Source organism: Agrobacterium sp. CGMCC 11546 (assembly GCF_013365515.1).
Lineage (GTDB): Bacteria > Pseudomonadota > Alphaproteobacteria > Rhizobiales > Rhizobiaceae > Agrobacterium > Agrobacterium fabrum.
Genome location: NZ_CP047387.1, coordinates 1507141 through 1531080, shown reverse-complemented (window position 1 = coordinate 1531080; position 23940 = coordinate 1507141). Strand labels below are relative to the sequence as shown.

General features: G+C 59.0%; 26 protein-coding genes. 9 read left to right on the top strand and 17 right to left on the bottom strand.

Features of this window, described 5'->3' with window-relative positions:
• Positions 1–38: 38 nt before the first annotated feature.
• The gene (locus tag GSF67_RS07635; protein WP_006314308.1) at positions 39–1886 is read right to left on the bottom strand and encodes an extracellular solute-binding protein; all 1848 of its coding nucleotides are present in this window, start codon (positions 1884–1886) and stop codon (positions 39–41) included.
• A gap of 307 nt (positions 1887–2193) precedes the next feature.
• Between GSF67_RS07635 and GSF67_RS07630 the strand changes: the two genes are divergently transcribed.
• Complete coding sequence (locus tag GSF67_RS07630; RefSeq protein ID WP_006314309.1) at positions 2194–2850, top strand: invasion associated locus B family protein; 657 nt, start codon at positions 2194–2196, stop codon at positions 2848–2850.
• A 99-nt stretch (positions 2851–2949) separates the two neighbouring features.
• Here GSF67_RS07630 and hspQ read toward each other — a convergent pair whose 3' ends face one another.
• From hspQ to GSF67_RS07610, 4 genes are all read right to left on the bottom strand, one after another.
• Positions 2950–3279, bottom strand: a complete 330-nt coding sequence (hspQ, locus tag GSF67_RS07625; RefSeq protein WP_006314310.1) for a heat shock protein HspQ — start codon at positions 3277–3279, stop codon at positions 2950–2952.
• Positions 3280–3366: 87 nt separating this feature from the next.
• Complete coding sequence (locus GSF67_RS07620; protein WP_035215891.1) at positions 3367–4281, bottom strand: DMT family transporter; 915 nt, start codon at positions 4279–4281, stop codon at positions 3367–3369.
• Between the two features lie 101 nt (positions 4282–4382).
• A complete protein-coding gene (gene glnA / locus GSF67_RS07615; protein ID WP_003508040.1) occupies positions 4383–5792 on the bottom strand; it encodes a type I glutamate--ammonia ligase in 1410 nt (469 codons plus the stop codon).
• 72 nt (positions 5793–5864) lie between these two features.
• Entirely contained in the window at positions 5865–6203 is a 339-nt protein-coding gene (locus GSF67_RS07610) for a P-II family nitrogen regulator (protein WP_003508042.1), read from the bottom strand.
• A gap of 358 nt (positions 6204–6561) precedes the next feature.
• Between GSF67_RS07610 and GSF67_RS07605 the strand changes: the two genes are divergently transcribed.
• On the top strand, positions 6562–8037 hold the full coding sequence (locus GSF67_RS07605) for a bifunctional ADP-dependent NAD(P)H-hydrate dehydratase/NAD(P)H-hydrate epimerase (protein WP_006314315.1): 1476 nt from the start codon (positions 6562–6564) through the stop codon (positions 8035–8037).
• An 84-nt stretch (positions 8038–8121) separates the two neighbouring features.
• On the opposite strand, the gene GSF67_RS07600 is transcribed toward GSF67_RS07605, so the two are convergent.
• On the bottom strand, positions 8122–9162 hold the full coding sequence (locus GSF67_RS07600) for a GlxA family transcriptional regulator (protein WP_006314316.1): 1041 nt from the start codon (positions 9160–9162) through the stop codon (positions 8122–8124).
• 271 nt (positions 9163–9433) lie between these two features.
• Positions 9434–9652 (bottom strand): hypothetical protein, encoded by a 219-nt coding sequence (locus GSF67_RS07595; RefSeq protein WP_006314317.1) that lies wholly within the window; start codon positions 9650–9652, stop codon positions 9434–9436.
• A gap of 235 nt (positions 9653–9887) precedes the next feature.
• On the opposite strand from GSF67_RS07595, the gene GSF67_RS07590 reads away from it, so the two are divergent.
• On the top strand, positions 9888–10826 hold the full coding sequence (locus GSF67_RS07590; RefSeq protein ID WP_006314318.1) for a LysR family transcriptional regulator: 939 nt from the start codon (positions 9888–9890) through the stop codon (positions 10824–10826).
• 31 nt (positions 10827–10857) lie between these two features.
• On the opposite strand, the gene GSF67_RS07585 is transcribed toward GSF67_RS07590, so the two are convergent.
• Both GSF67_RS07585 and GSF67_RS07580 read right to left on the bottom strand, forming a co-directional pair.
• Entirely contained in the window at positions 10858–11778 is a 921-nt protein-coding gene (locus GSF67_RS07585) for a methylenetetrahydrofolate reductase (RefSeq protein WP_006314319.1), read from the bottom strand.
• 89 nt (positions 11779–11867) lie between these two features.
• The gene (locus GSF67_RS07580) at positions 11868–12644 is read right to left on the bottom strand and encodes a formyl transferase (protein WP_035215895.1); all 777 of its coding nucleotides are present in this window, start codon (positions 12642–12644) and stop codon (positions 11868–11870) included.
• A 192-nt stretch (positions 12645–12836) separates the two neighbouring features.
• On the opposite strand from GSF67_RS07580, the gene GSF67_RS07575 reads away from it, so the two are divergent.
• Together GSF67_RS07575 and GSF67_RS07570 are read left to right on the top strand one after the other, a co-directional pair.
• On the top strand, positions 12837–12998 hold the full coding sequence (locus GSF67_RS07575) for an entericidin A/B family lipoprotein (protein WP_003515706.1): 162 nt from the start codon (positions 12837–12839) through the stop codon (positions 12996–12998).
• A 107-nt stretch (positions 12999–13105) separates the two neighbouring features.
• Positions 13106–13870: a phosphodiester glycosidase family protein gene (locus GSF67_RS07570; RefSeq protein ID WP_006314331.1), complete on the top strand. Its 765-nt coding sequence runs from the start codon at positions 13106–13108 to the stop codon at positions 13868–13870.
• A gap of 9 nt (positions 13871–13879) precedes the next feature.
• Here GSF67_RS07570 and GSF67_RS07565 read toward each other — a convergent pair whose 3' ends face one another.
• The gene (locus GSF67_RS07565; protein ID WP_035216009.1) at positions 13880–14230 is read right to left on the bottom strand and encodes a hypothetical protein; all 351 of its coding nucleotides are present in this window, start codon (positions 14228–14230) and stop codon (positions 13880–13882) included.
• Positions 14231–14499: 269 nt separating this feature from the next.
• Positions 14500–14790, bottom strand: a complete 291-nt coding sequence (locus tag GSF67_RS07560; protein WP_010971848.1) for a hypothetical protein — start codon at positions 14788–14790, stop codon at positions 14500–14502.
• A 93-nt stretch (positions 14791–14883) separates the two neighbouring features.
• Between GSF67_RS07560 and GSF67_RS07555 the strand changes: the two genes are divergently transcribed.
• Both GSF67_RS07555 and GSF67_RS07550 read left to right on the top strand, forming a co-directional pair.
• Positions 14884–16287, top strand: a complete 1404-nt coding sequence (locus tag GSF67_RS07555) for an L-serine ammonia-lyase (protein WP_176072020.1) — start codon at positions 14884–14886, stop codon at positions 16285–16287.
• 65 nt (positions 16288–16352) lie between these two features.
• Complete coding sequence (locus GSF67_RS07550) at positions 16353–16787, top strand: DUF1489 family protein (protein WP_010971846.1); 435 nt, start codon at positions 16353–16355, stop codon at positions 16785–16787.
• A 256-nt stretch (positions 16788–17043) separates the two neighbouring features.
• Here the strand turns inward: GSF67_RS07550 and GSF67_RS07545 are convergent, their stop codons facing one another.
• The 3 genes from GSF67_RS07545 to GSF67_RS07535 all read right to left on the bottom strand — a co-directional run bounded on the left by GSF67_RS07545 (position 17044) and on the right by GSF67_RS07535 (position 19732).
• On the bottom strand, positions 17044–17652 hold the full coding sequence (locus tag GSF67_RS07545; RefSeq protein WP_006314336.1) for a transglutaminase-like cysteine peptidase: 609 nt from the start codon (positions 17650–17652) through the stop codon (positions 17044–17046).
• 722 nt (positions 17653–18374) lie between these two features.
• Positions 18375–18992: a PilZ domain-containing protein gene (locus tag GSF67_RS07540; RefSeq protein ID WP_006314338.1), complete on the bottom strand. Its 618-nt coding sequence runs from the start codon at positions 18990–18992 to the stop codon at positions 18375–18377.
• Between the two features lie 182 nt (positions 18993–19174).
• Complete coding sequence (locus GSF67_RS07535; RefSeq protein WP_006314339.1) at positions 19175–19732, bottom strand: PAS domain-containing protein; 558 nt, start codon at positions 19730–19732, stop codon at positions 19175–19177.
• 355 nt (positions 19733–20087) lie between these two features.
• Between GSF67_RS07535 and GSF67_RS07530 the strand changes: the two genes are divergently transcribed.
• Complete coding sequence (locus tag GSF67_RS07530; RefSeq protein WP_006314340.1) at positions 20088–20825, top strand: rhomboid family intramembrane serine protease; 738 nt, start codon at positions 20088–20090, stop codon at positions 20823–20825.
• A gap of 154 nt (positions 20826–20979) precedes the next feature.
• The gene (locus GSF67_RS07525; RefSeq protein WP_006314341.1) at positions 20980–21414 is read left to right on the top strand and encodes a CBS domain-containing protein; all 435 of its coding nucleotides are present in this window, start codon (positions 20980–20982) and stop codon (positions 21412–21414) included.
• An 80-nt stretch (positions 21415–21494) separates the two neighbouring features.
• On the opposite strand, the gene GSF67_RS07520 is transcribed toward GSF67_RS07525, so the two are convergent.
• The 3 genes from GSF67_RS07520 to folE form a co-directional block, all read right to left on the bottom strand.
• Positions 21495–22433, bottom strand: a complete 939-nt coding sequence (locus GSF67_RS07520; RefSeq protein ID WP_006314342.1) for a patatin-like phospholipase family protein — start codon at positions 22431–22433, stop codon at positions 21495–21497.
• Positions 22434–22528: 95 nt separating this feature from the next.
• A complete protein-coding gene (hisI, locus tag GSF67_RS07515; protein ID WP_010971841.1) occupies positions 22529–22981 on the bottom strand; it encodes a phosphoribosyl-AMP cyclohydrolase in 453 nt (150 codons plus the stop codon).
• Between the two features lie 126 nt (positions 22982–23107).
• The gene (gene folE, locus GSF67_RS07510; protein WP_176072019.1) at positions 23108–23734 is read right to left on the bottom strand and encodes a GTP cyclohydrolase I FolE; all 627 of its coding nucleotides are present in this window, start codon (positions 23732–23734) and stop codon (positions 23108–23110) included.
• Between the last annotated feature and the right edge of the window lie 206 nt (positions 23735–23940).

Genomic DNA, 23940 nt, shown 5'->3' with positions numbered 1-23940 from the left:
GGTTTCATCTTCCCTTGTCTGGACCGGGCGGCGGCGGGTTATTGCACCCTTGCATCCCACCAGGTCTGTTTCTGATTTCCTGATATTGGGGTCATATCCGGACGGTCGATATATTTCCAGCGCGCAACCCATTGCGCGCCGATGTAATAGAGCGGAATAATGTAGTGGCCGGCAACGAGCAGACGGTCATAGGCGCGCACCGCCGCCTGGAAATCTTCCGTAGAGCGCGCCTGCAGCAGTGCCTCTATCATCCGGTCGATATCGGGATTGGCAACGCCCGCATAGTTGAAGCTGCCCTGCGCATCGCGGGAGAGCGAGTTCCAGCGGTTCAGCTGCTCCATGCCCGGCGAAAGCGAGGAGGGCAGGGAGCGGATGATCATGTCGTAATCGAAGCTGTTCGAACGGGCCTGATATTGCCCGTCATCCACCGAGCGGATGCCCATGGCGACGCCGATCAGGTTGAGCGAGCGCTGATAGGCAAGCGCGATGCGCTCCTGCGCCGGGTTCTGGGTCATGATCTCGAAGGCGAGCTGACGGCCATTGGCGTCGGACATTTTGCCATTCTTGATGCTGTATCCAGCCTCTTTCAGCTTGTCGACGGCCAGTTTCAATACCTTGCGGTCAGCACCCGTGCCATCGGTGGTCGGCATGGCATAGGTGCCCGCCAGTAGTTCCGCAGGCATGGTTTTCGCAGCGTCACCCAGCAGCGCAAGCTCGCGCGCATCTGCGGCATTGCCATAGGCTCCGAGCGGGGAATTCTGCCAATAGCTCTGGGTGCGCTTGAAGGAGCCACCGAGGATGTTCCTGTTCAGCCACTCGAAATCGAGCGCATAGGACAGGCCTTCACGCACTTTTTCATCGGCAAAGATGGCCCGGCGTGTGTTGAAGACGAGGCCGAACATGCCGGTCGGCAGGCGCGGCTGGAAGACGTCCTTGACGATATCGCCGCGATGGACGGCCGGGAAATTATAGGCCTGTCCCCAATGCGAGGTATCGGAGGTGCCGTTGATGGCGTCACCTTCGGGATAGATGTCGATATCGCCCTTCTTGAAGGCTTCGAACATGGTGGTGACCTGAAGGAAATAGGTCACGCTGATCTCGTCGTAATTGTCGAAGCCGACCTTGCCGGGAATGTCCTTGCCCCAATAATCCGGATTGCGTTCCCAGATGATTCGCTCGCCCGGCCGCAGGGTCTTGATTCGGTATGGACCCGAGCCGACGACTGGCCCAAGGCCTGCCTGCTCGAATTTTTCCGGGTCGATCGCATGTTTCGGCAGGATCGGTGTGGAGGAGGCGAGAATGAGCGGCGTTTCGCGGTTCGCCTTGTCATTAAAGGTGAAGCGCACGCCGCGATCACCGACCTTTTCCATTTTTGCCACGCCGTCCAGACGGCTGTTGAAGGGCGGGCGGCCTTTTTCCTTCAAGAGGCTGAAGGTGAAGATCACATCATCAGGCGTCACTGGCTTGCCGTCAGACCATTTTGCCCTGGGGTTGATGTTGAACTGGATGAAGCTGCGCTCGTCGTCCCATTCCACGGTTTCGGCCAAGAGGCCATAAAGGCTGAAAGGCTCGTCACTGGAGCGCAGCATCAGCGATTCGTAGAGGAGATTGCCGAATTCCGGATCCCAGACGCCGCGTGCGGTGGTGCGCATTCCCTTGAGCACGAAGGGATTGAGGCTGTCGAAGGTGCCAACGACTCCATAGGACATGCGGCCGCCCTTCTTCACGTCGGGATTGACATAAGGGAAGTGGCGGAAGTCTGCGGGAAGCTCCGGCGTGCCATGCATGGATATGCCGTGGAGCGGTTGCGCCAGGGCCGTCCCGGCGGGAAGCAGGGATGATCCCAAAAGGAACAATGCGGGGAGGAGGGCCGCAAGGTTGCGCATGTCACTATCCTGTCTAACTGTCCGTCCGGTTTGCGTCACAACCGGTTTATCGTCATGATTCTGGCAGATATGTAGCATACGGATATCGCATGACCCATGCGGGGGCGGGAAATCTTGGGCCAGCTCAAGAAAAAGTTAAAGAAGTGCTGGATATCGCCGCGAACGGCATGTAACAGGGTGGCCGGAAGAGACGGGTCACGCATTTGCCTCATTTAAACGACAGTTGAACGGGCAGAAGGATACCGCCATCGGCGGACAGGGCCTTGAAGGGTTCTGTTCTGGCAGACATTCAGGAGACGGAACTCTTATGATGCAAAAGGCAAACACATTCACCCGGACGGCTCTGTCCGCTCTGGTCCTCTCTCTGGGCGCGGTTTCCGCTCCGGCCATCTCGCAGGCGCAGGATGCTGCCCCGGCCGCTCAGGGCGGCGCTGGCGCTCCGCCGCTCGGCTGGTTCAAGACCTGCTCCAAGCAGGAAGACAACGATGTCTGCGTCGTGCAGAACGTGGTTCTCGCCCAGAACGGCCAGATGATCACCGCTGTCGGCCTCATCACCGTTGAAGGCAAGGTCAACCGCAAGCTGCTGCAGGTTTCCGTTCCGACAGCGCGCCTCATTCCCCCGGGTGTGATGATGCAGATCGATGGCGGCAAGGGCCAGAAGCTCGATTACGCCGTTTGCCTTCCCGACAAGTGCACGGCCGAAGTTCCTCTGACGGATGCCATGATTGCTTCGCTGAAGAAGGGTAGCGAGGTGGTCTTCACCTCCATCAACTTCCGCCGCGCGCCTAACCCCATCAAGATCGCGCTCTCCGGTTTCACCGGTGCTTACGACGGTGCTGCCATCACCCAGTCGCAGCTGGCCGAAAGCCAGCGCAGCCTGCAGGAAGGCATGCAGAAGAAGGCTGAAGAGGCCCGCAAGAAGCTGGAAGCCGCTCAGGACGCTGCCAAGGCGCCCAAGCCCTGATCGCTACAAAGCATCAAGAATGACAAAACCGGTCTGGCGACAGACCGGTTTTTTTATGCGCGCTTTATGTCCCTGGGAGGGGGAGATGGTTGGCAGGCGTCAATGCGCCGTCGATATCTTCGGACGCCATTCGCCGTTCGGCGCCTTGTCGAAGATGCGGCCGATATTGGGGTTTCTCAGCGGCGTATCGTTTTCGTCGTGCACGAGGTTCTGTTCGGAAACATAGGCGACATATTCCGTCTCCTCGTTTTCGGCCAGCAGATGATAAAAGGGCTGGTCGCGCTCCGGCCTGATTTCCGCGGGGATGGCGTTCCACCATTCCTCGGTATTGGCATATTCCGGGTCCACGTCGATGACCACGCCGCGGAACGGAAACACCTTGTGGCGGACGATCTCGCCAAGCGTGAATTTTGCGTCTCTTTGTTTCATGGCATGAATTTCCTTTCCCAATACTAGTTGGTGTCGGAATGCGAAATATCAAGACCTAGCGGTCCCAGTGCCGGTCTGCCGCAAAGCTCAGCGCTTTCTGCCAATCGGCGCGGTGGCGAGGATGACGCCGCCGGTGACCAACACGATGCCGATGGCGTGATAGGTCTCGAAGGTCTCTCCCAAGAATATCGTCGCCATGAGGATCGAGACCGGCGGCATCATGTAAAGCGTGATGCCGGCCGTGGCCGGGCCGAAAACGCGCACCGTATGGGTGAAGCAATAAAACGCCAGAAGCGAGGCGAAGAGGATGATGCCGCCGATCTTCGCCCAGGCCGCGCCGGTGGCAGGCAGCATGCCGCCCTGCGCCAGTTCCAGTGTAGCCGGCGGCAGAAGCACCAGCGCGCCGGAAAATGCGATCAGGCCGAAAAGGCTGAAGGATGCCATCTGCCGCGCCGCGGGATCGCGCAGCAACAGCGAATAGATGGCAAAGGCGATCGCCGCCGTCAAAATCGCGAAATCGCCGATGTTGAAATTCATATGCCGGAGAGCGGAGATATCTCCCTTGAGAACGATGGCCGCGACACCGGCAAAGGCGATGACCATGCCGGCCACTTCAAGCTTTCGGATCTGCCGGCCCTGAAAGATGCGCTGGAACAGGATGATGAACAGCGACGAGGTGGTGTAGATCAGCGTGCCGTTGGCAGCCGTCGTCATGGTGAGGCCCCAATAGACCACGCCGCCGCAGATGCCCATGCCGAGAATGCCGAGCACCAGCCAGAGCAGCGTTTTGTCGCGCACGAAGGCGAGGCAGTTCCGCCAGTCGGCAATCATGAAAGGGGCGATGATGAGCGTCGATCCCATCCAGCGGATAAAGGCGGCGATAAAAGGCGAGACTTCGCCAACGACGCCGCGGCCAAAAATGACATTGCTGGAGAAAAAGAACGGCACTGCCAGAAAAATGAGCCAGTCCGTAAGGCGTGTGTGCTGAGAGGCTGGCTTGATCGCATTGTTTACGTCACATTCGGCAGAATAGAAAACGGCGGCTTTCCGTGGAAAACCGCCGAGAGGGAGGAGCGCCGAAAGGACGGCGCTCCGAAGGCCGATCAGGCCGAGTAGTACATGTCGAATTCGACCGGATGCGGGGTCATTTCGAAACGCATGACTTCCTGCATCTTCAGCTCGATGAAGGAGTCGATCTGGTCGTCGTCGAACACGCCGCCGGCGGTCAGGAACTTGCGATCCTTGTCGAGGCTTTCCAGCGCTTCACGCAGCGAGCCGCAGACGGTCGGGATCTTCTTCAGTTCCTTGGCAGGAAGGTCGTAAAGGTCCTTGTCCATCGGCTTGCCGGGGTGGATCTTGTTCTTGATGCCGTCGAGGCCGGCCATCAGCATGGCCGCAAAACCGAGATAGGGGTTCTGGGTCGGATCCGGGAAGCGGACTTCGACGCGCTTTGCCTTGGGGTTGGAGCCGAAGGGAATACGGCACGATGCGGAGCGGTTGCGCGCGGAGTAGGCGAGCAGAACCGGCGCTTCATAACCCGGCACCAGACGCTTGTAGGAGTTGGTGGTGGGGTTGGTGAAGGCGTTGATTGCCTTGGCATGCTTGATGATGCCGCCGATGTAGTAGAGGCAATTTTCAGACAGGCCAGCATATTCGTCGCCAGCGAAGGTCGGCTTGCCGCCCTTCCAGATCGACTGGTGAACGTGCATGCCCGAGCCATTATCGCCGAAGATCGGCTTCGGCATGAAGGTTGCCGTCTTGCCATAGGCATTGGCGACCTGGTGCACGACGTACTTGTAGATCTGCATCTTGTCGGCGCTGGAAACCAGCGTGTCGAACTTCACGCCCAGCTCGTGCTGTGCGGCAGCCACTTCGTGGTGGTGCTTTTCAACGACGACGCCCATTTCGGCCAGAACCGTCAGCATTTCAGAACGCATGTCCTGCAGGCTGTCGATCGGCGGAACCGGGAAGTAGCCGCCCTTGACGCGCGGACGGTGGCCGAGGTTGCCGGTTTCGTAATCCGTGTCGTCGTTGGACGGCAGTTCGGACGAATCAAGCTTGAAGCCGGTGTTGTAGGGGTCTGCCTTGTACTTCACGTCGTCGAAGACGAAGAATTCCGGCTCGGGGCCGACGAAAACGGTGTCGCCGATACCAGAGGCCTTGAGGTAGGCTTCGGCTTTCTTCGCGGTGCCGCGCGGGTCGCGGTTATAGGCTTCGCCCGAAACCGGGTCGAGAATGTCGCAAAGGACGACCAGGGTAGACTGGGCAAAGAACGGGTCGATGTGGGCGGTGGCCGGATCGGGCATCAGCACCATGTCGGACTCGTTGATGGCCTTCCAGCCGGCGATCGAGGAGCCGTCGAACATGACGCCATCGGCGAACATGTCTTCGTCCACACAGACAACATCCATGGTGACGTGCTGCAGCTTACCCTTGGGATCGGTAAAGCGCAGGTCCACGAACTTGATGTCGTTATCCTTGATCTGCTTCAAGATATCGTTTGCGGTCGTCATTTAAACGTTTTCCTTGAGTGTGATGATGACGAGGTGAAACCCAAGCCTCCCCGGCTTGAGACCTGGTTCTGATTATATGGCGTCCACGCCTGTTTCACCGGTACGGATGCGGATGACTTCCTCGATATTGGAAACGAAAATCTTTCCGTCGCCGATACGTCCGGTCTGCGCCGCATTACGGATCGCCTCGATGACGGCTTCCGCGTTCTCGTCCGCCAAGACGACTTCGACTTTCACTTTCGGCAGAAAGTCCACAACGTACTCTGCTCCGCGGTAGAGTTCCGTGTGGCCCTTCTGACGACCAAAGCCTTTTGCTTCCGTGACCGTGATGCCCTGAAGTCCGACTTCCTGAAGGGCTTCCTTCACTTCATCGAGCTTGAAGGGCTTAATGATCGCTTCGATCTTTTTCATGAGAAAATATCTCTCCGCTTCTCCCGTTAAAGCAGGTAATTCCCGCTCTGCCACAAGAATGCACGTATTGTGCCAGATCGGAAGCGGGCGTGAAGAAAAAACTTCGCTCGCCCGGCTTTCTGGCACAAAATGCATTCGGTTTTGGCGATTTTCCAGCCAATTTCTATCGGTAAGCCGAAAAATCCATCAGCATTTCTGCGAAATCTTACTATTTTAGATATCTTGAATATTTGATTATGCGTAAGCTCGGTGAAAGCCGTCTGTTTATATTTTGTGCATTTGACTATTATTTGGTCTTGGAGTTTTGCTTATTTTTGTATCGATTGCCTTTCCGGCGTTTTGAAGGGATGATCGCGGCATGATATTCCTCTCTCAGCTTTCCCTTTTCGACCCTGCGGCGATGGCCCGCATCGATGCGGCGGCCGGGCAATCCGGCATTTCGCTTTATGATCTGATGGAGCGGGCGGGGCACGCGGTTGCCGCTTCTGGGCTGCGGCACTATCCACAGGCGCTGCGTTTCGTCGTGCTCTGTGGCGGCGGCAATAATGGTGGTGATGGTTATGTGGCGGCGCGGGCGCTTGTGCAAAGCGGTGCGACGGTTACGGTTCATCATCTAGGCGATGCCGGCACACTGAGGGGTGATGCCCGGGTGGCATTCGAACGGAGCGGGCTCGTGCCGCTGCCGCTTGGCGACTATACGCCTCTTGCTGGCGATGTGGTGATCGATGCGGTTTTCGGGGCCGGATTGTCCCGCGATGTGCCCCAGGAACTGGCCCGGATAATCGAAGCGGTGACCAGCGCCAGGGTGCCGGTGCTCGCCGTCGATCTGCCCTCCGGCCTCTGCGGCCGGCGGGGCGTGCCGCTCGGCGCGTCGTTCAGGGCCGAGCGGACGGTGACCTTCATGGCACGCAAGCCCGGCCATCTGCTGATGCCGGGACGGGAACTTTGCGGGGCGCTAGAGGTGTTCGATATCGGCATTCCCTTGCGCATCCTTGCCGATCACGCGGGCTCGGTTGCGGAAAACCATCCGCTTGTCTGGCGTGATGCCTTGCCCGCCAGCGATATCGAGACGCATAAGTTCCGCCGCGGACATCTCACCGTCTTTTCCGGACCCGCCCATGCGACCGGGGCAAGCCGCATGACGGCGCTTGCGGCGCTGAAGGCGGGGGCGGGCATCGTCACCGTCGCTGCGCCGAAAGAGGCGCTTGACCTGCTTTCCGTGACACTGACGGCTGTGATGAATGCGCCGATGGACAATGCCGATGATCTGCGGCTCTGGCTGGACGACCGGCGCCACGGCACCTTCGTTCTCGGCCCGGGTTTTGGTGATCTCGAAAAGGCGCGGCAATTCGTGTCTCTGCTCGGAGACAAAGCGGCCGTGCTGGATGCCGATGCGATCACCGCTTTCAAGGATCATACGGCGGCCCTGTTCGAGCGCATCACATCCGGTGCGGGCAAATTCGTGCTGACACCGCATGAGGGCGAGTTTGCCCGGCTGTTTCCCGATCTCGCTGCGGACAGGACGCTCAGCAAGATCGAGAAAGCGCAGGTCGCTTCGGCCCGCAGCGGCGCGGCGTTGGTTTATAAGGGTGCGGACACGGTGATCGCCGCACCTGACGGCCGGGCGCTGGTCAACACCAATGCGCCGGCGAGCCTTGCGACGGCCGGATCGGGCGATGTGCTGGCCGGCATCATCGGCGCGCTGCTGGCACAGGGCACGCCCGCTTTCGAGGCGGCTGCGGCGGGTGTCTGGCTGCACGGCGAGGCGGGCCACAGGGCAGGCGACGGCATGACGGCGGAGGACCTTGCCCATGCGGTTCGACCGTTTGGGTGATCTTGCGCGCCGCCTCCCGAACTAGCCGGTATGACGGAGGAGGTGTTTTCGTCGCTGAAAAGCCCCAGATGCCAAAGCCACGCGTCAATGCGCGGCCTTACCTCCCTGGCTCGCCATGGCCATCCGCGAAGCACTGATCAGCAGCTTGCGTTCGGCGCGCTCCTGCTGCGGCGTGCGATTGTAGATTTCGCGATAACACTTGGAAAAATGCGAGGCCGAGACGAAGCCGCAGGCGACCGCGACTTCCACCACCGGCATGGCCGACTGCACGAGCAGGTGGCGAGCACGGTCGAGGCGGATTTCGAGATAATAGCGGGCGGGGGAGCGGCCCATTTCCTGCCGGAAAAGACGCTCCACCTGCCGGCGCGAGAGATCGGCGGCGTCGGCTATGTCGAGCAGCGACAGCGGTTCGGAAAGGTTGCCTTCCATCAGCTCGATGATCGACAGAACCTTGCTGTTCTGCACGCCGAGGCGGGCGCGCAGCGGCAGGCGCTGGCGGTCGTTGGGGCTGCGGACCCGATCGGTCAATTGCTGCTCGCAGACGCGGTTGACGAGGTTTTCGCCGAAATCCTGGCCGATCAGGCTCAGCATCATGTCCAGCGAGGCCGTGCCGCCGGCGCAGGTGTAGATGTTGCTGTCGACTTCGAAGAGATCGGCATAGACTTCCACCTGCGGGAAGGCCTCGGAGAAGCCCGGCAGGTTTTCCCAGTGGATCGCGCAGCGCTTGCCATTGAGGAGGCCCGCCTGTGCGAGGATATGGGCGGCGGTACAGAGGCTGCCGATGGCGATGCCGCGATTATAGGCTTCGCGCAGCCAGGCATTGACGGACTTGTTGACGTGTTGATCCACATCGATGCCCGAACAGATGATCGCCATTTCCGGGCGGTTTTCGCCGCTGACGTATCGCCGCTCATCGGCAAGACAGGTATCGACTTCAAGACAGATGCCGCTTGACGACATGACCTTCTGGCCGTCGAGTGAGGAGAGGCGCCATTCATAGGCGGCATAACCCAACATTCGGTTGGCGATGCGAAGCGTTTCAACCGCTGCGGCGAACGGCAGCATGGTAAATTGCGGAATGAGAAAAAAGACGATTGAGCGTTTCTTCTGGGAGTTTCTGCTCATTTGCCCGTGCTCCGTTGCGAATACGCAATTCCTCCCTTGGAATTGGTCTTCTGGATGTCCTGATTACGACATCTTTAACGAAAAATACGCCTCGGAATCGGAGCTGTCAAAAAATAGCTTTTGAAATATGCAAATTTTGCGACAAGCCCTTAAAACGGGCGGTGTGTCGCATGCAAAACAGGCAGGTATATTTGCGCCTTTCATCATGTAATTCAGGGTCGGCGGTAGTGGCTCGCAACACATGCACTGGTTGCGAGCCATCGGTCGGCCATCATTTGCGGACGGCGTGTATGCGGGTGGTGTCGGTTGTCGGCCATCCGATATCCTTCAATGTTTCGGGTGGCAATGCCTCCAGTGCACGAAGCATCCTTTCGCGGCGCCATTCCGCGTAACGGGCAGACAAATGGCTGGACAGGCGATCAAGCCAGCCGCTGGGCGACGGGCGGAGTGAAGAGCGGTTTGTCACCGGCAGATAATGTATCATGGTCATGTCTTTGATCCTTTCGTGAACCACGATCCTGTTTATGACTTCGGTATGTGCTCGCCTTTATCATCAGGCAAGCGAATGAATCTTATGTCATTCATCAACGTCTGGAATGAATTGACGGCTGCTGCTGTGGGGGCGTTTCAGTCCGTGCCACGTTGTTTCATTTCCCGCAGGGCTAATTCACCCCGTTTGTCTATGTCACGGATGGTGCGCGCTTGTTGACATTCAATCAAACGAAATGATATCCATCTATAAATCAAAATATTTGAAGGTGCGTGCCATGACCGTGACTTTCCGCCAACCGCTGCCGTTGCTGGATAACGACATATTGAGAACCTTCGTCGCCATTGCCGAAACGGGGAATTTTTCCACCGCAGCGGAAGTGGTGTTCAGAACGCCCTCGGCCGTTTCCATGCAGATCAAGAAGCTGGAGGAGCAGTTGAAGACGACGCTTTTCCTGCGCGATGCCCGCTCGGTGACATTGACGGCGCATGGCGAGACGCTTCTGACCTATGCGCGGCGCATGATCGCGCTCTCCAACGAGGCGGTGTCGCGTTTCGTCATGCCGGAGCTTTCAGGCGTGGTGCGGCTCGGGGCGCCCGAGGATATTGGCGAGCGCGGTCTGCTGCCTGGCATTCTCAAGCGTTTTGCAGATGTTTTCCCCGGCATCATGATCGATGTCACCATCGATTCCAGTTCCAACCTCTACAAGCGCATGGATGAGCAGCGGCTTGACCTAGCCCTCGTCAACTGTGCCTCGCATCCGCTGCGGGACACGGGCGAGGTGCTGATGCGCGAACGTCTCGTCTGGGCCGGCGCCAAATGCGGCACGGCTTATCTGCGTGATCCGCTGCCGATCTCGATCTGGGAAGAGGGTTGCATCTGGCGCTCGGAGGCAATCGTTTCGCTGGAACGGCGCGGGCGCAATTTCCGAGTCGCCTATCTCAGCGGCCATACCATGGCACAGCGCGCGGCGATCGCGGCCGATCTCGCCATCGCCCCGCTGCCGCGCTCCTATGTGCAGAACGATCTCGTCATTCTCGGCGACAAGGAAGGCCTGCCGGAGCTGGGCTCTTTCGATATTCGCCTGATCATGGGCGACAAGGCGTCGCGCCCTGTTCTTGCGGTGGCAGAGAGCATCCGCAATGCCTTTGTCGAGGTCGCAAAGGCAGCGTAAAGTCTGGGTAGCGCCGTGTGGAAGGCGGCTTTTAGCCAGCCATTGAATCCGCCGGCGCCGGACGGCCTGCGTCGCGGGTTTGCCAGCTTCCGCGGCTGACCAGCCAGTCGGCGGAATTCTGCAATCCGCCAAAGGGGAAGACGTGAATTTGCCGGATCGGCCCCTGCGGATTGGCCTGCCAGTGCCGCTCGATCGGCCCGACGATGCTGTCAGGCGAATGGCCCCTGGCGAGCGTGGTCAGGGAAAGCGCGTTTTTCTTGAGATAGGCGATGGAATTGCCGACACCGCAGAGTGCTGCATATTTCAGCAGCGTCGTGATTTTGGCCGGGCCGGAAACGCCGATATGCACGGGCAGATCGATGCCTGACGCTGCAAGGCCTTCCGCCCAGGCGATGAAGCGCGCGGGATCGAAACCGAACTGGGTGACGATGCGCATGGCCGCATCGCTTCTTTCGCCAAAATCGCGTTTCAGCCTCAGGGCAGCGATCGCCGTCTCTTCGCTGAAATCGGGGCTGCCTTCGGGATGGCCGGCGATTGCGATCTTTTTTATGCCGTAACGGTCGAAAATGCCTGACGACAGCATGTCCATGCTGGAGGCGAAGGGACCAGCCGGCCTGTCGACACCTCCGCCGACGACCAGAACATCGGTAACATCCGCTTCTCCTGCCAGCCGCTTGACCTGCTCCTCAAATTCCACGCGCGAAGGGATGCGGCGCGCTGCAAGATGCGGCACCGGTTCATAACCGAGATTGCGCAGATGTGTGGCGGCATCCACCAGCTTTTCCTGCGAGGCTGCTCCGGTGTCCGTCAGATAGACGCGGACACCCCGAGGAAATATCCCGGCGAGGCTTGCCGGACCGAGTACCTGCGCGGGTGAGGCTTCGATGGAGGCGGGAATGAGGGAGGCGGCGGAAATATCTGGCAATTTGAGCATGATCCTTTTTGTTACCATGCACCGTTTTTCCGCCGAAGTCTGTGTCTGTTGCGGCAAGACAGGCTTGCATCTGCGACGAGGCTTGGTTGCAAGTGCCTGCGTGCGTTTTACCAGATCCGTTTTGTCAGGCCGTTCCACAGCCATGTCCAGATCGGTGGCGGAAAGCGCAGCACCGATTTTCCGGGCGAGGGCGGCTGCGGCGCGAGGCTGCCGGACAGGGCGTCCTCGATGGCGCTGACGGCGATATCCACCGAGGCGGCGGTCAAAAGCAGCGGATAGGTGGCGATGGTGTCGGAAGGCGAGGGTTTCAGCCGTTTTTCATAAAGCGTGGCGCCGGTATCCACGCCCTTGTCGACCAGATGCACGGTCGCGCCGAAATTGCCGCGGTCCTTTTCCACCAGCGCCCAATAACCGCCCATCTGGCCGCGATAGGCGGGATTGATACCGGCGTGGAAATTGATGACCGGACATTGCAGGGTCCGCAGCGTCGCCGGCGTTAACAGGCGGCAGGAAATGGTGAAGATTACCGCCGGTTTCAGCAGATTGGCGGCCTTCTGGCATTCTTCGTCGTTCAGTGAGGTAAATTGCGTGATGGGAAGACCGTGGTGGAGATCGGAAGACAGACCGTGTTCGGCGATGATTTCGTGGCTTCTTCGGGCCGTGAAGCGTTTGCCGAGGCGGGATGCAACCATTGTCGCCATCTGGCCCGCGGCGGCAAACCAGCCGAGCCGCCGTGCCCGGCGTTTGAGAATGGCCGACTTGCTTTCCGGCTGCTCCATGAAGACGTGGATATCCGGAAAACGGGCGGCCAATGCATTGATCATGACATTGGGGTTTGCGCCACCTGCCGTCATCACGAGAAGCCGATTGTTGATGTCAGTCATATCACCCACGGAAATTTCCTAAGCCACGATCCTGGCACCTAGTTTCTCTTGGGAACTTCAAAACCCTGTTAATTTTCATCGACAGGATTTTTTGAAATGCAGCGGGAACTGTTTTTGGGGACTCACGTTATTGTGACGCATATCACATCGGCGCTTGCCGTTGGACGGCAAGTCATAGGGGAGTAGTTTCACATGATCACACGTATTCTTTCGACCGTTTTTGTTGCTTTGCTGACTGTCGTCACCCTCAGTTCCTGCGGTAACACCATTCGCGGCGTGGGCCGGGATACGGCGAACGCCGTTGACGCGACCCAGGATGCCGGCCGCAGCGTGGACCGCGCCGCACGCCGCTAATCAAGGCTCCCCTCCCTTAAAGGCGTTACCCAAAAACCCGGGTAGCGCCTTTTCTTTGTCCGAATTTCCCTGCGAATGTTCGCCTGACGAGAATCAGAGGGGCGGGCATGATCGTATCGATGAAGAAACTGGCGCAGTTGCTGCTACCATTGCTGTTGCCGTTTTCGGCTGAGGCCGGCGGGCAGCCGGATTTCTGCAAGAGCATCAACCATGCCGGCGGCCGCTATACCGTCTGCAGTTTCGACCCGGCAAAAAACACCATCCGCATCTATGATCAGGATCATGTCTCCGGACAGGGATACCGTAATTTTGCCGATCTATCTTCGGCTTTGTGGCGGCAGCACATGTTCAGCGTCTTCGCCATGAATGGCGGCATGTATCATTCCGACTATTCGCCCGTTGGCCTCTTCGTCGAAAATGGCGTGGAGCGTTCGCCGGTCAGCACGCGGGGCGGCTGGGGAAATTTCCACCTTCTGCCGAATGGCGTATTTTATCTTGATGGCAACGCGGCCGGGGTGCTGGAGACCGAGGCCTATCTGGCCGCGGACCCGAAGCCCGATTTCGCCACCCAGTCCGGGCCGATGCTGGTGATCGACGGCAAGCTGCATCCGCGCTTCCTGCCCGATAGTGACAGCCTGAAACGCCGCAACGGCGTCGGTGTCTCCCGCGACGGCATGGTGCATTTCGCCATTTCGGAAACGACCGTCCGCTTCTATGATTTCGGTACGCTGTTCAGGGATGTGCTGGATGCGCCGAATGCGCTTTATCTGGACGGCACGATATCCAGCGTCGATATTCCCGCGATGAACCGGCGGGACCAGCTGTTTTCCATGGGGCCGATCATCGCCGTCGTCGACAGGGTGCCGGATTAGCCTGAAAAATCAGATAGGCGCTTTGGGATAGGCTTTTTCGAGACCGGCCGATGCCGTCAGCCCCTTGCGGAAGGCGAGATAGGCGGGATGCTGGCTGGCCTTGGCAATTTCCGCAATGCGGATCTGCAGGCGGGCAGGGGCATTGCCGCCCAGCCAGTCGCCGACAGCTTCCAGTTTCAGGCTATTGAGGAAGCGGGCGCTTGTCTGCTGGTCGAGATAAAGATTGAGGCCAGTCAGCAGATTTTCATCCTGCATGGCGTTTTCCATCAACAGCAGCACCCAGGCCTTGTCCTCGCTTGTCAGCGAGGTGAGTTTCGATGCGACCGTGTCGCGGTCGGGAAAAGAGGATGCCTGCTGCATGGAAAGACTCGCACCGTTGTCATTGCCATCGTCGATAAAGCAGCGCCCGTGGCCTTTCAAGACGCGGTGCTTCACCGCAGGAAATTCGACCGTAACGTGCCGGCGGTGATGGTTTTCAACAGGGGTTTGTAGGAAAGCTTTAAAAAACGGTTACACTTTAGCCTAAATTGCGGCGGAGCCCCAAACGGTGCCTTTTCAATCCTGCTGCTAACACCTTGTTTTTTCACAGACCTATGCATGGGGCGAATGGCAGCTTATCGAAAACGCCTTCATTTAGCCGCTTTTTGCATTTGCGTTCGCCGCCGGATTTTAATAAATGCTTGCCTCAACGGGCCGGGTCTTGAAGATCCCCCGGAGAGTGAATAGCTGGAGTAATCATGGAAGAAACCGCTCAGAAATCCTGCTGGGGCGTCACCATACGCGCACTTGCAGGCTTTGCCGCTTTTCTCGCATTGACGTACATTTTTGGCAGCCCATAAGCTTCTCTCCTGAATGACGGGTTTTGAAACGGCGCGGTTTTCCTCTGGAAACCGTGCTGTTTTCGTTTCCGGCACCTTCATGTCGCAGTTGCAAAAGCCGGTGCCGCTCTTTTGTGGCGATCCGCTGCAGCTTTGGATATGATGGGCAGAAATCCATTATGCAGGGTATATTTCATGTTTCTTTCGGTCTTCGACGTCTTCAAGATCGGTATCGGTCCTTCCAGCTCCCATACGATGGGGCCGATGACGGCTGCAAACCGCTTTCTGGCGCTGATCCTCAGTGATGAGTGGCCGCGGCCGGCCGGTGCTGCCGTGGCGCAGCTGAAAGTCAGCCTGCACGGATCTCTCGCCTTTACGGGCATCGGCCATGGCACCGGGCGTGCCGTCGTTCTCGGTCTCACCGGCGAGCGGCCTGATCTTGTCGATCCCGATGCGATGGACGCCATCATCGAGACCGTGGAAAAGGCAGGCACGGTCACGCCGTCCGGCCACCCGTCCTATATGTTCCGCCCGGCCGAAGATCTGGTTTTTGACAAGAAGAACCCGCTGCCCGGCCATGCCAACGGCATGATCTTTTCCGCCTTCGACAATCAGGGCAGGCTGCTCATCAAGCGCATCTATTATTCCGTCGGCGGCGGTTTCGTCGTGACCGATACGGAACTGGAGGCGATCAAGCAGCGCGGAAAGACCATCGATAATGGTCCGCGTGTGCCTTATCCCTTTGCGTCCGCGCGGGAAATGCTCGATATGGCTACCCGTTCTGGCCGCACCATCGCCCAGATGAAGCGCGCCAACGAGGAAACGGTCGTCTCACGCGACGAGCTGAACGAGCGGCTCGATCAAATCTGGGAGGCAATGAACGGTTGCATCGAACGTGGTCTGAAGGTGGATGGTATCATGCCCGGAGGCCTCAAGGTGCGCCGCCGTGCCCGTTCCATCTATGAGAAATTCAATGAGGAGTGGCGCAGCAACCGGCTCAACCCCGTCATGGCGAATGACTGGCTCAGTGTTTACGCCATGGCCGTGAACGAAGAGAACGCCGCCGGCGGGCGTGTCGTCACGGCGCCGACCAATGGTGCGGCGGGCGTCGTGCCTGCCACTGTCAGGTATTTCCGGCATTTTCACGAGGATGCGACTGTCGACGACGTGCGTGACTTCCTGCTGACGGCGGCGGCCATCGGCGGCATCATCAAGCATAATGCTTCCATTTCGGGCGCAGAGGTGGGCTGTCAGGGCGAGGTGGGTTCGGCTGCTGCGATGGCAGCGGCGGGGCTTGCTGCCGTCATGGGCGGATCACCTGAACAGATCGAAAATGCTGCCGAAATCGCGCTTGAACATCACCTTGGCATGACCTGCGATCCGATTGCGGGACTGGTGCAGGTGCCCTGCATCGAGCGTAATGCGCTCGGCGCCGTCAAGGCAGTGACAGCGGCCTCGCTGGCATTGAAGGGCGACGGGCAACATTTCGTGCCGCTCGATGCCTGTATCGAGATCATGCGCCAGACCGGCAACGACATGAGTGAAAAATACAAGGAAACCTCCACCGGCGGCCTCGCCGTCAACGTTGTGGAGTGCTGAGCGGGCAGGGCGTGAGGCACCGTCCAGATGCTTGACGCCCGTCGCAAAAAGGCATTGATAGGGGCATGCCTCTACATCTCATTAAACTTTGCGTCGGTGCGGACTCCCTTCAGGATTTGAGGGAGTGGGTGGCGCATCGATCCCTGACGGCCATTGCCGCCGGCCTTGAGCCGCATAGCGTCCACACCACCCGGATGATCCCGAAACGGGTCGAGGAACTGCTGGAAGGCGGTTCGCTTTACTGGGTCATCAAGGGTCAGGTGCAGGCGCGGCAGAATCTGCTCGATATCCGCTCCTTCAAGGGGGATGACGGTATTACCCGCTGCGACCTCATTCTCGGCCCCGAGGTGATCGAGACCTCGCCAGCGCCAAAGCGGCCGTTCCAGGGCTGGCGTTACCTGAAGGATGACGAGGCGCCACGCGATCTCGGTGGCGGCGGAGGCGGGGAAGACATGCCCTCGGACCTCAGGCGGGAACTGGCCGAGCTTGGCTTGCTCTGACGTTCCATGGATGAAAATGAAATCTTTGTGTCGCCGGCCGAGTCGATGGTGTCCTGAAAGCTGTCCTCCGTCATGCTCGGGCCTGTCCCGAGCATCTGCGACGTCTCGATTGAGTTGGACGTGATCAGATCCTCGGGACAGGCCCGAGGATGACGTCGAGTGTCGGGCGTTCATCGGCAAATGAAAAGCCGGCCCCTTGCGGAGCCGGCTTTTTATCCGGGGAGACGGAAACGTATGCTGTCGGGCTTGCCGTGACTTACCGGATGCCGCCGACCGCCGCGGTGGCGCGGCCATCCTGAATTTTCACCCAGCGGCCCGGATTGGCCGTGTCCTGGCGCTTCAGGTAGGTGTATTCGGTTTCCGACCAGTTCATGACCTTGTTGCGCATGTTGTCGAGAACGAAATCGCCACGGTCGGTGCGGACGGTCAGAACGGCGTGGCCTTCGCCATTCGGCTGCAGAACGACGGTGATCAGCAGGTTGGAGGGAGAGAAGCCCTTGTTCATCAGCATCTTGCGCTTCAGAAGCACGAAATCTTCGCAATCGCCGACGGTGGTGGGATAGGCCCAGCGCTCTTCAACGCCATAGATTTCCATGTCGGTCATCGGCGTGATCGTGGTGTTGACGGTGTAGTTGACGTCGAGCATCGTCTTCCAGCGCTCTTCGGTCAGCTGCAACGGGCCATTGTCCAGCGAGGTCGGTTGGCATTCGCTCTGATAGGTCTGGCAGAATTCATAGTGACCAATCGGCGGATTGGCCTTGCCGATCACACGCATGACGGCGGCCGGCGAAGCGCTTGCCTGATGGGCGAAGGCGCTGACGATGAATGCGATCAGAGTGAATACGAAACGGTTGTTCTTGTTCATTGCTTGTCTCCCCGTGGTGAGGAGACATTCGCAGTTATATTTTGAGCCGACGGAAATTTAGGTGGGGCAATTTGAGCTTAAATTTCAGCAAATTAGCGGCTATTTTGAACTGTATTTGAGTGAGTTTTTACGCGTTTTTGAGGCAAATTTTATTACAATTTTACGCATTCCCGTCTTAGGCTTTTGGTAGTCATCTAGACCGCTGGATTTAAAGCGGTTTTCCACGCCCCGCAATTTTTGTGGTGGCATGTGGTCGGCTCGCAGGGCTTGGCGAAGACGTGGATTTCCCGTTTTGGGATGAGTGTTTCAGGCTGGAACAGTCCGAAAAGGGCGGCGAAAAAACTTCAAAAAAATCGCATTTTTCTTGGAAAAATCTTTGAAGACCGGCTTTTGCGGCCGCCCAAGGCGATAATCTGGGCCGATCTGGTGTGCAGCTGGCCCTCATCATCGCATTCTCCGATCCGCGCGCCTCACAGGCGCGGGATGGCGTAGGCGTCACGGCATGGCCATGGGCGTTTTGCAGCGAGAATGGGAGAATGAAGGCTTCCGAGGTGAAGCGGTGCTTGCGGGAAGGCAATCTTTGCATCCTGCCCTGGCGCAGGGGAAGAGATAACCCAGCCTGGAATACTCTCAACTATGAGGCCATGGCGAAGCGCACAGCGCGCTCAAAATGCCGCACGCAGCTTAACGGCGCAAAGCCGCACCTTATCCGTTGGACGATCTTAAATGAACTCGATCAGCGCGTCGGGCGATTGCACCCGGTCGAACTCGACCGCGACGCCTTCCATGAAGTGGCGCACGATCTTGCCGCTCATGTTCTTGCCGAGCTGGACCCGGCTGCCGAGCGGCGGGCGGTTTTCGATCTCGATGGCCGCACCCGACAGGGAAAGGTCGATCAGCCGGCAGGCGACGAGCACGCCGTCTTCCAGAACGAGCTGCGCTTTTGCGTTACGCGGCGTCAGACGGTCGTGGCGGCGGTCTTCCGGCAGGCCGAGCAGCTGGCGTTTGGCGATCCATGCCAGCTGGGCGGCGAGTTTTTCCCGCTTGCGCTCCGGTGCGTTGATGGCGATGAGGAAACCCGCTGGGGTCAGGGCCGTCACCGTTCCTTCGATCCGGCCAATATGCTGGAGATAGGCGATGACGCGGTCACCATTGCGGGCCATGCCCGAGCAGGTGAACTGCGCCCGTTCGGCGGTCATCTCGGTCGCGGTGCAATCATATTCTTCATGGTCGGGCAACATCAGGCGGCCGGTGAAGGACACACGGACGGCGTCGTCGAGGTGGGCTTCCTCAACCGGGCGCATAATTTGGGCGGTGTTGACCGAGCGGGACGAAAACATGAGCAGCGCAATTATAATGAATGATGACGGTAGGTTTCTACATTGCGCGAGTTAACAGACTGTATTCTTTAATCTCTACAATTCTTCTGATCGGTAAAATCGTTACAGCTTTGACCTATTTTTCTTAAAAATCAGCGACAACGGTAACCCTGCGGCCTGGGCATGCGTAGCGGGACAGGTCGTCAGAAGCGTCCCGCAAATGGCGTAGAGGCGGTTTCCATGTCTGCCCGATGCTCTGACGGCGCGATGTCCATGCGCAGCAGGCGGCTGCTTTTCATCGACAGGCAGCGGATCGGCGCGGCGAATTCGTGGCGCGGCCGTTCGGGAAGCAGCGCGCCAAGCAGCCGCGGGGCGACGTCAGCATCCGTGCGCAGCGGCAAAAGCAGCATTTCGAATGCCAATGGTGCCGCACCATACTCGTCTTCCGCTTCGACATCGAAGACAACGGGCAATTGATGGTGCAGGATGCCGCGCGCCACCCGGCAGGGGAAAGTGGCATTTGCCGGTCGCCACAGCTCCGAAAACGGCCGGTCGCGCAATTCCCGGCCGAACAGGTCGCAGAGACGCGTGCCCGCAAGGCGGAAGAAAGGGGTGGCCTCTCCTTTGTCCGTGAGGATGAAAAGATCGCCAAGATGAGTTTTGAGTTTTGCGGGATTGATATCCTCGCGACGCGGCGCGGATCTGCTGCCGCGCAATTCATCCCAATAGGCATATATGTCCAGTCCGGCCATGCTTTTCATAGCATTTCTCCTTGTTCGTTTTTGGGACATCATGTCCATCCGAACGTCTGTAATTCTATGTGTAGCGATTTTCGTGCCAACCGGATTTGTTAAGGTTAACAAATGGTTGAGATTGTCTGGCGACCACAGTCATGGCATCCGTTCCGCCATGTCGGGGGAACTCTCCCTTCAGCACAATTGATGGCGCCGCCCGTGATTCCAAGGGCGTGCCGGCAAGCCGGATCGCCCGTGGCTCGGCGCTCGAACCGGTTGCAGTTCGGCGTCGCGTACTACAAACGCGGGACGGCTTTTTTTTCGTTCGGGCTTCCTATATTGCTCGGGGAACACCAATTTCGACCAAAACAGGGATGGGATCATGTCCTATGAGGACGGCGAACAGCCGCCGGTTTCGGAAACGCCGGAACCGAAAGACGACACGAACAATCCCATCTTCAACCTGCCGGGGCTGCTCGTCGGCATATTGGCAGCGCTGGCCGTCGCTTATGTCGTTCCTGCGTACCTCCTTTCCGAGGAAGGCAATGGCTGGTTCATCTTCACCTTCGGATTCATTCCGCTGCGTTATGCGGTGCCTTTTTCTCAGCAGGGGCTGGAATGGCTCTGGACGCCGGTGACTTATTCTTTCCTGCATGGCGGCATCGAGCATATTCTCTTTAACGGCCTGTGGCTGATGGCCTTCGGCGCGCCGGTTCTGCGCCGGATCGGAACAGTGCGCTTCGTGCTGTTATGGTGCATTTCCGCCGCCGTTTCGGCCTTTGGTCATGCGGCTTTGAACTGGGGTGATGTCACGGTGCTGATCGGCGCATCCGGCGTCGTTTCGGCGCTGATGGGGGCGGCCTGTCGTTTCGCCTTTCCCGTACGCGGTGGCTACAGCGCCTCCTTCGGCCATCTGATGCCGCGGCAGAGCATTCTTGCGGCGCTTTCCAACCGCACCGTGCTGATCTTCACGCTGATGTGGCTGTTCGGCAATGTGCTGATTGCAGTCGGCGTGCCGTTGTTCGGTGATGTCGGCGGGCAAATCGCCTGGGATGCACATGTCTTCGGCTTCCTGCTCGGCTTCCTGTTCTTTAGCCTTTTCGATCGCCCGTCACGTTAAGCCGATCACGCTCCTTGTCGGCTTCGGCGCAAATTTGCTTGTGCGCGTCCCATCCGGGATTGCATTCACGCGGGCCTCAGCGCACCATACCGCATGATTTGCAACCGCCGGGGGAGACTGCGGCACTGCAAATCGCTGCAAAGAGGAGGAAGGCATGGCAACATTCGTAAAGGATCTTCTCGACCGCAAGGGCCGGGATGTCGTGACTGTCGGTCCCGACGTCAGCATCGGTGAGGCGGCGGGCACGCTACATGCGCACAAGATCGGTTCCGTCGTCGTGACAGACGCGGATGGTGTGGTTCTCGGCATCTTCACCGAGCGCGATCTCGTGAAGGCCGTTGCAGGCCAGGGTGCGGCTTCCCTTCAGCAGTCCGTCTCCGTCGCCATGACCAAAAATGTGGTGCGCTGCCAGCACAATTCCACCACCGATCAGCTGATGGAAATCATGACGGGCGGACGCTTCAGGCATGTCCCGGTTGAAGAAAATGGCCGCCTTGCCGGCATCATTTCCATCGGTGACGTGGTGAAGGCGCGGATCGGCGAAATCGAGGCCGAGGCCGAGCATATCAAGGCCTATATTGCCGGATGATCCCATTTGTCATGCAAGGTGGGTTCTGGCGGGGCATTCCGACGAGGAACTGACACGGTGAGGAGGCGAGGGTCTCGCCTTCAGCGCCGGAATGCCTGCTGCATGCGCTCGAGTTCGGGAATACGCGCGCGCGTTTCCTGATATCCGCGGTCAATGGCTTCGCTGGCGCGATGGAATTCCGACAGGCCGATATCGTTGATGCGCGGATGCAGCATGAGGTCGGGCGGATCGCCCGCCAGGCGCGAGCGCGAAATCCTGTCCTGAATGATGTTGAATGCCTGCACCATGACGCCCGGCAGGCCGGGACGCGGCGCCGTTTCCGCGGGCGGTGTGCCGCCGCCCTGTGGTGAGGCCGCGTGCTTGACCACGGCGGAACGGCCGAAAAGATCGTAATTGAGGTTTACCGCAACGACCAGCGCCTGCTCATAGGCCCGGCAGACGGAAACGGGCACGGGATTGACGAGCGCGCCGTCGATCAGGGTGCGGCCGTTGCATTGCACGGGCTCGAAGATGCCGGGCAGCGCATAGGAGGAGCGCAGCGCGGTGACGAGATCACCTTGATGGATCCAGACCTCGTGGCCGGTGCGCAGTTCCGTGGCGACAGCGATGAAGGGGTGCTCGAGGTTCTCGACGCGCAGGCCTTCCAGATGCTCCTGCATGCGCTTGGTCAGCCGCATGCCGCCGAAGAGGCCGCCGCCGCCGATCGTCAGGTCGAGCAGGCCGGCAATGCGGCGCATCGTCAGCGACCTGGCGAATTCCTCCAGCTCGTCGAGCTTGCCGGCGAGATAACAACCGCCGACCAGTGCGCCGATCGAGGTGCCGGCGATCATGCCGATCTTCACGCCTGCTTCATCCAGCGCCCGAAGCACGCCGATATGGGCCCAGCCGCGGGCCGCCCCGCCGCCAAGCGCAAGCGCGATGCGGTGCTTGTCAACGATCTGGGTGACGGGCGGCTCATTGCCGGTGGTTTCGGGATTTCTAGCCGCAAGCTGATTGTGACGATTTCCCCATCCCAACATTTGTCGCACTCCCTGCCTGCCTTTCAGGTTCCGCCCTTACCCCCGGAGCCTGCTATATTGGTAGCAAATTGGTGCGGCCGATGGAAGGTGGCCGATTATGTATTGGAGTAGGTTGTGGCCGGGTCGAAATGGCGGGTGTCGTCGGTGATTTTCGTCACAGCATCGCCGTTTGATAGCTCGACAGTGCGGTAAAAGCATGAGCGGCGGCCGGTATGGCAGGTCGCATCATGGCCGGCAACGGAGACCTTCAGCCATACGGCATCCTGATCGCAATCGGTGCGGAATTCCTTCACCGTCTGCAGGTTGCCGGAGGTTTCGCCCTTTTTCCAGATCTTGTCGCGGGAGCGGCTGTAATAATGCGCGATGCCGGTCTCGAGCGTCAGCGACAAAGCTTCCGCATTCATATGGGCGACCATCAGCAATTCGCCATCGCGCGCATCGGTAACCACGGCGGTGACGAGGCCGTGGGCATCGAATTTCGGCGAAAAGAGACCTGCGTTTTCGAGCGCTTCCTTGTCCGCAGGCGCGGACGGAAAGGGAATGGACATGGCTACCCCGGGGAGAAAAGCGGAAGGTTTCAAAGCGGCGGAGGACATGGGATCAGTCCGCCACTCCAAAATTTTGTCTGAGCAGCGGGTTTCAGGAAACCCGCGCTACAGTTTCCGGTCCGATGTTCAGCGGTTCCGCACCATGGTCATGAAGCGCACCTGCTCGGCCGGATCGTTCTTGAACGTGCCGGTGAAGCTGGTGGTCAGCGTCGTGGACCCTTGCTTGTTTACGCCGCGCATGGACATGCACATATGTTCCGCGTCGATCATGACGGCTACGCCACGCGGTTTCAGCGTTTCTTCGATCGATCTTGCGATCTGCGCCGTCATGTTTTCCTGCGTCTGCAGGCGGCGGCCGAAGATTTCGACGACGCGGGCGATCTTCGACAGGCCAAGCACACGGCCGGCCGGAAGATAGGCGACATGCGCCTTGCCGACGATCGGCACCATATGGTGCTCGCAATGGGAGAAGAAGGGGATGTCGCGCACCAGCACCACATCGTCATAACCGCCGACTTCCTCGAAGGTCGTGCCAAGCACGTCCTGAACATTCAGCTCATAACCGGCAAAAAGCTCGCGATAGGCCTTGGCGACGCGCTTCGGCGTATCCAGAAGTCCTTCGCGGGCGGGATTTTCTCCTGCCCAGCGCAGGAGAACGCGCACGGCTTCTTTCGCTTCGGCCTGGCTTGGGCGAGCTTCGGCCACGTCTGGTTTTGCGCCAGCGCCGGGGAAATTCTTCACGATCGCATCCATTCCGTCTCTCCCGATGCGGGTAAAGGCCGCACCTGAATTCGTTTTTCATCGCGAACTCATGTTCGCAGCTGCTGCTATCTGGTTGTTTTACAGCATTTTGGCAAGACCGATGCTGTTTTTTCGGTATCGGAGCCGTTAATTTGATCACGGCTTGATGTCCAGAAAGCTCGTTAGCATATAATGAGAACGAAGGGCAGAAAAGCATC

What these genes read in the sequence shown, in the direction of transcription:
- GSF67_RS07635 (WP_006314308.1), bottom strand. Translation starts at nt 1,886, where the DNA reads ATGCGCAACCTTGCGGCCCTCCTCCCCGCATTGTTCCTTTTGGGATCA.
- GSF67_RS07630 (WP_006314309.1), top strand. Translation starts at nt 2,194, where the DNA reads ATGATGCAAAAGGCAAACACATTCACCCGGACGGCTCTGTCCGCTCTG.
- hspQ (WP_006314310.1), bottom strand. Translation starts at nt 3,279, where the DNA reads ATGAAACAAAGAGACGCAAAATTCACGCTTGGCGAGATCGTCCGCCAC.
- glnA (WP_003508040.1), bottom strand. Translation starts at nt 5,792, where the DNA reads ATGACGACCGCAAACGATATCTTGAAGCAGATCAAGGATAACGACATC.
- GSF67_RS07610 (WP_003508042.1), bottom strand. Translation starts at nt 6,203, where the DNA reads ATGAAAAAGATCGAAGCGATCATTAAGCCCTTCAAGCTCGATGAAGTG.
- GSF67_RS07605 (WP_006314315.1), top strand. Translation starts at nt 6,562, where the DNA reads ATGATATTCCTCTCTCAGCTTTCCCTTTTCGACCCTGCGGCGATGGCC.
- GSF67_RS07600 (WP_006314316.1), bottom strand. Translation starts at nt 9,162, where the DNA reads ATGAGCAGAAACTCCCAGAAGAAACGCTCAATCGTCTTTTTTCTCATT.
- GSF67_RS07595 (WP_006314317.1), bottom strand. Translation starts at nt 9,652, where the DNA reads ATGACCATGATACATTATCTGCCGGTGACAAACCGCTCTTCACTCCGC.
- GSF67_RS07590 (WP_006314318.1), top strand. Translation starts at nt 9,888, where the DNA reads ATGATATCCATCTATAAATCAAAATATTTGAAGGTGCGTGCCATGACC.
- GSF67_RS07585 (WP_006314319.1), bottom strand. Translation starts at nt 11,778, where the DNA reads ATGGTAACAAAAAGGATCATGCTCAAATTGCCAGATATTTCCGCCGCC.
- GSF67_RS07580 (WP_035215895.1), bottom strand. Translation starts at nt 12,644, where the DNA reads ATGACTGACATCAACAATCGGCTTCTCGTGATGACGGCAGGTGGCGCA.
- GSF67_RS07575 (WP_003515706.1), top strand. Translation starts at nt 12,837, where the DNA reads ATGATCACACGTATTCTTTCGACCGTTTTTGTTGCTTTGCTGACTGTC.
- GSF67_RS07570 (WP_006314331.1), top strand. Translation starts at nt 13,106, where the DNA reads ATGATCGTATCGATGAAGAAACTGGCGCAGTTGCTGCTACCATTGCTG.
- GSF67_RS07565 (WP_035216009.1), bottom strand. Translation starts at nt 14,230, where the DNA reads ATGCAGCAGGCATCCTCTTTTCCCGACCGCGACACGGTCGCATCGAAA.
- GSF67_RS07560 (WP_010971848.1), bottom strand. Translation starts at nt 14,790, where the DNA reads ATGAAGGTGCCGGAAACGAAAACAGCACGGTTTCCAGAGGAAAACCGC.
- GSF67_RS07555 (WP_176072020.1), top strand. Translation starts at nt 14,884, where the DNA reads ATGTTTCTTTCGGTCTTCGACGTCTTCAAGATCGGTATCGGTCCTTCC.
- GSF67_RS07550 (WP_010971846.1), top strand. Translation starts at nt 16,353, where the DNA reads ATGCCTCTACATCTCATTAAACTTTGCGTCGGTGCGGACTCCCTTCAG.
- GSF67_RS07545 (WP_006314336.1), bottom strand. Translation starts at nt 17,652, where the DNA reads ATGAACAAGAACAACCGTTTCGTATTCACTCTGATCGCATTCATCGTC.
- GSF67_RS07540 (WP_006314338.1), bottom strand. Translation starts at nt 18,992, where the DNA reads ATGTTTTCGTCCCGCTCGGTCAACACCGCCCAAATTATGCGCCCGGTT.
- GSF67_RS07535 (WP_006314339.1), bottom strand. Translation starts at nt 19,732, where the DNA reads ATGAAAAGCATGGCCGGACTGGACATATATGCCTATTGGGATGAATTG.
- GSF67_RS07530 (WP_006314340.1), top strand. Translation starts at nt 20,088, where the DNA reads ATGTCCTATGAGGACGGCGAACAGCCGCCGGTTTCGGAAACGCCGGAA.
- GSF67_RS07525 (WP_006314341.1), top strand. Translation starts at nt 20,980, where the DNA reads ATGGCAACATTCGTAAAGGATCTTCTCGACCGCAAGGGCCGGGATGTC.
- GSF67_RS07520 (WP_006314342.1), bottom strand. Translation starts at nt 22,433, where the DNA reads ATGTTGGGATGGGGAAATCGTCACAATCAGCTTGCGGCTAGAAATCCC.
- hisI (WP_010971841.1), bottom strand. Translation starts at nt 22,981, where the DNA reads ATGTCCATTCCCTTTCCGTCCGCGCCTGCGGACAAGGAAGCGCTCGAA.
- folE (WP_176072019.1), bottom strand. Translation starts at nt 23,734, where the DNA reads ATGGATGCGATCGTGAAGAATTTCCCCGGCGCTGGCGCAAAACCAGAC.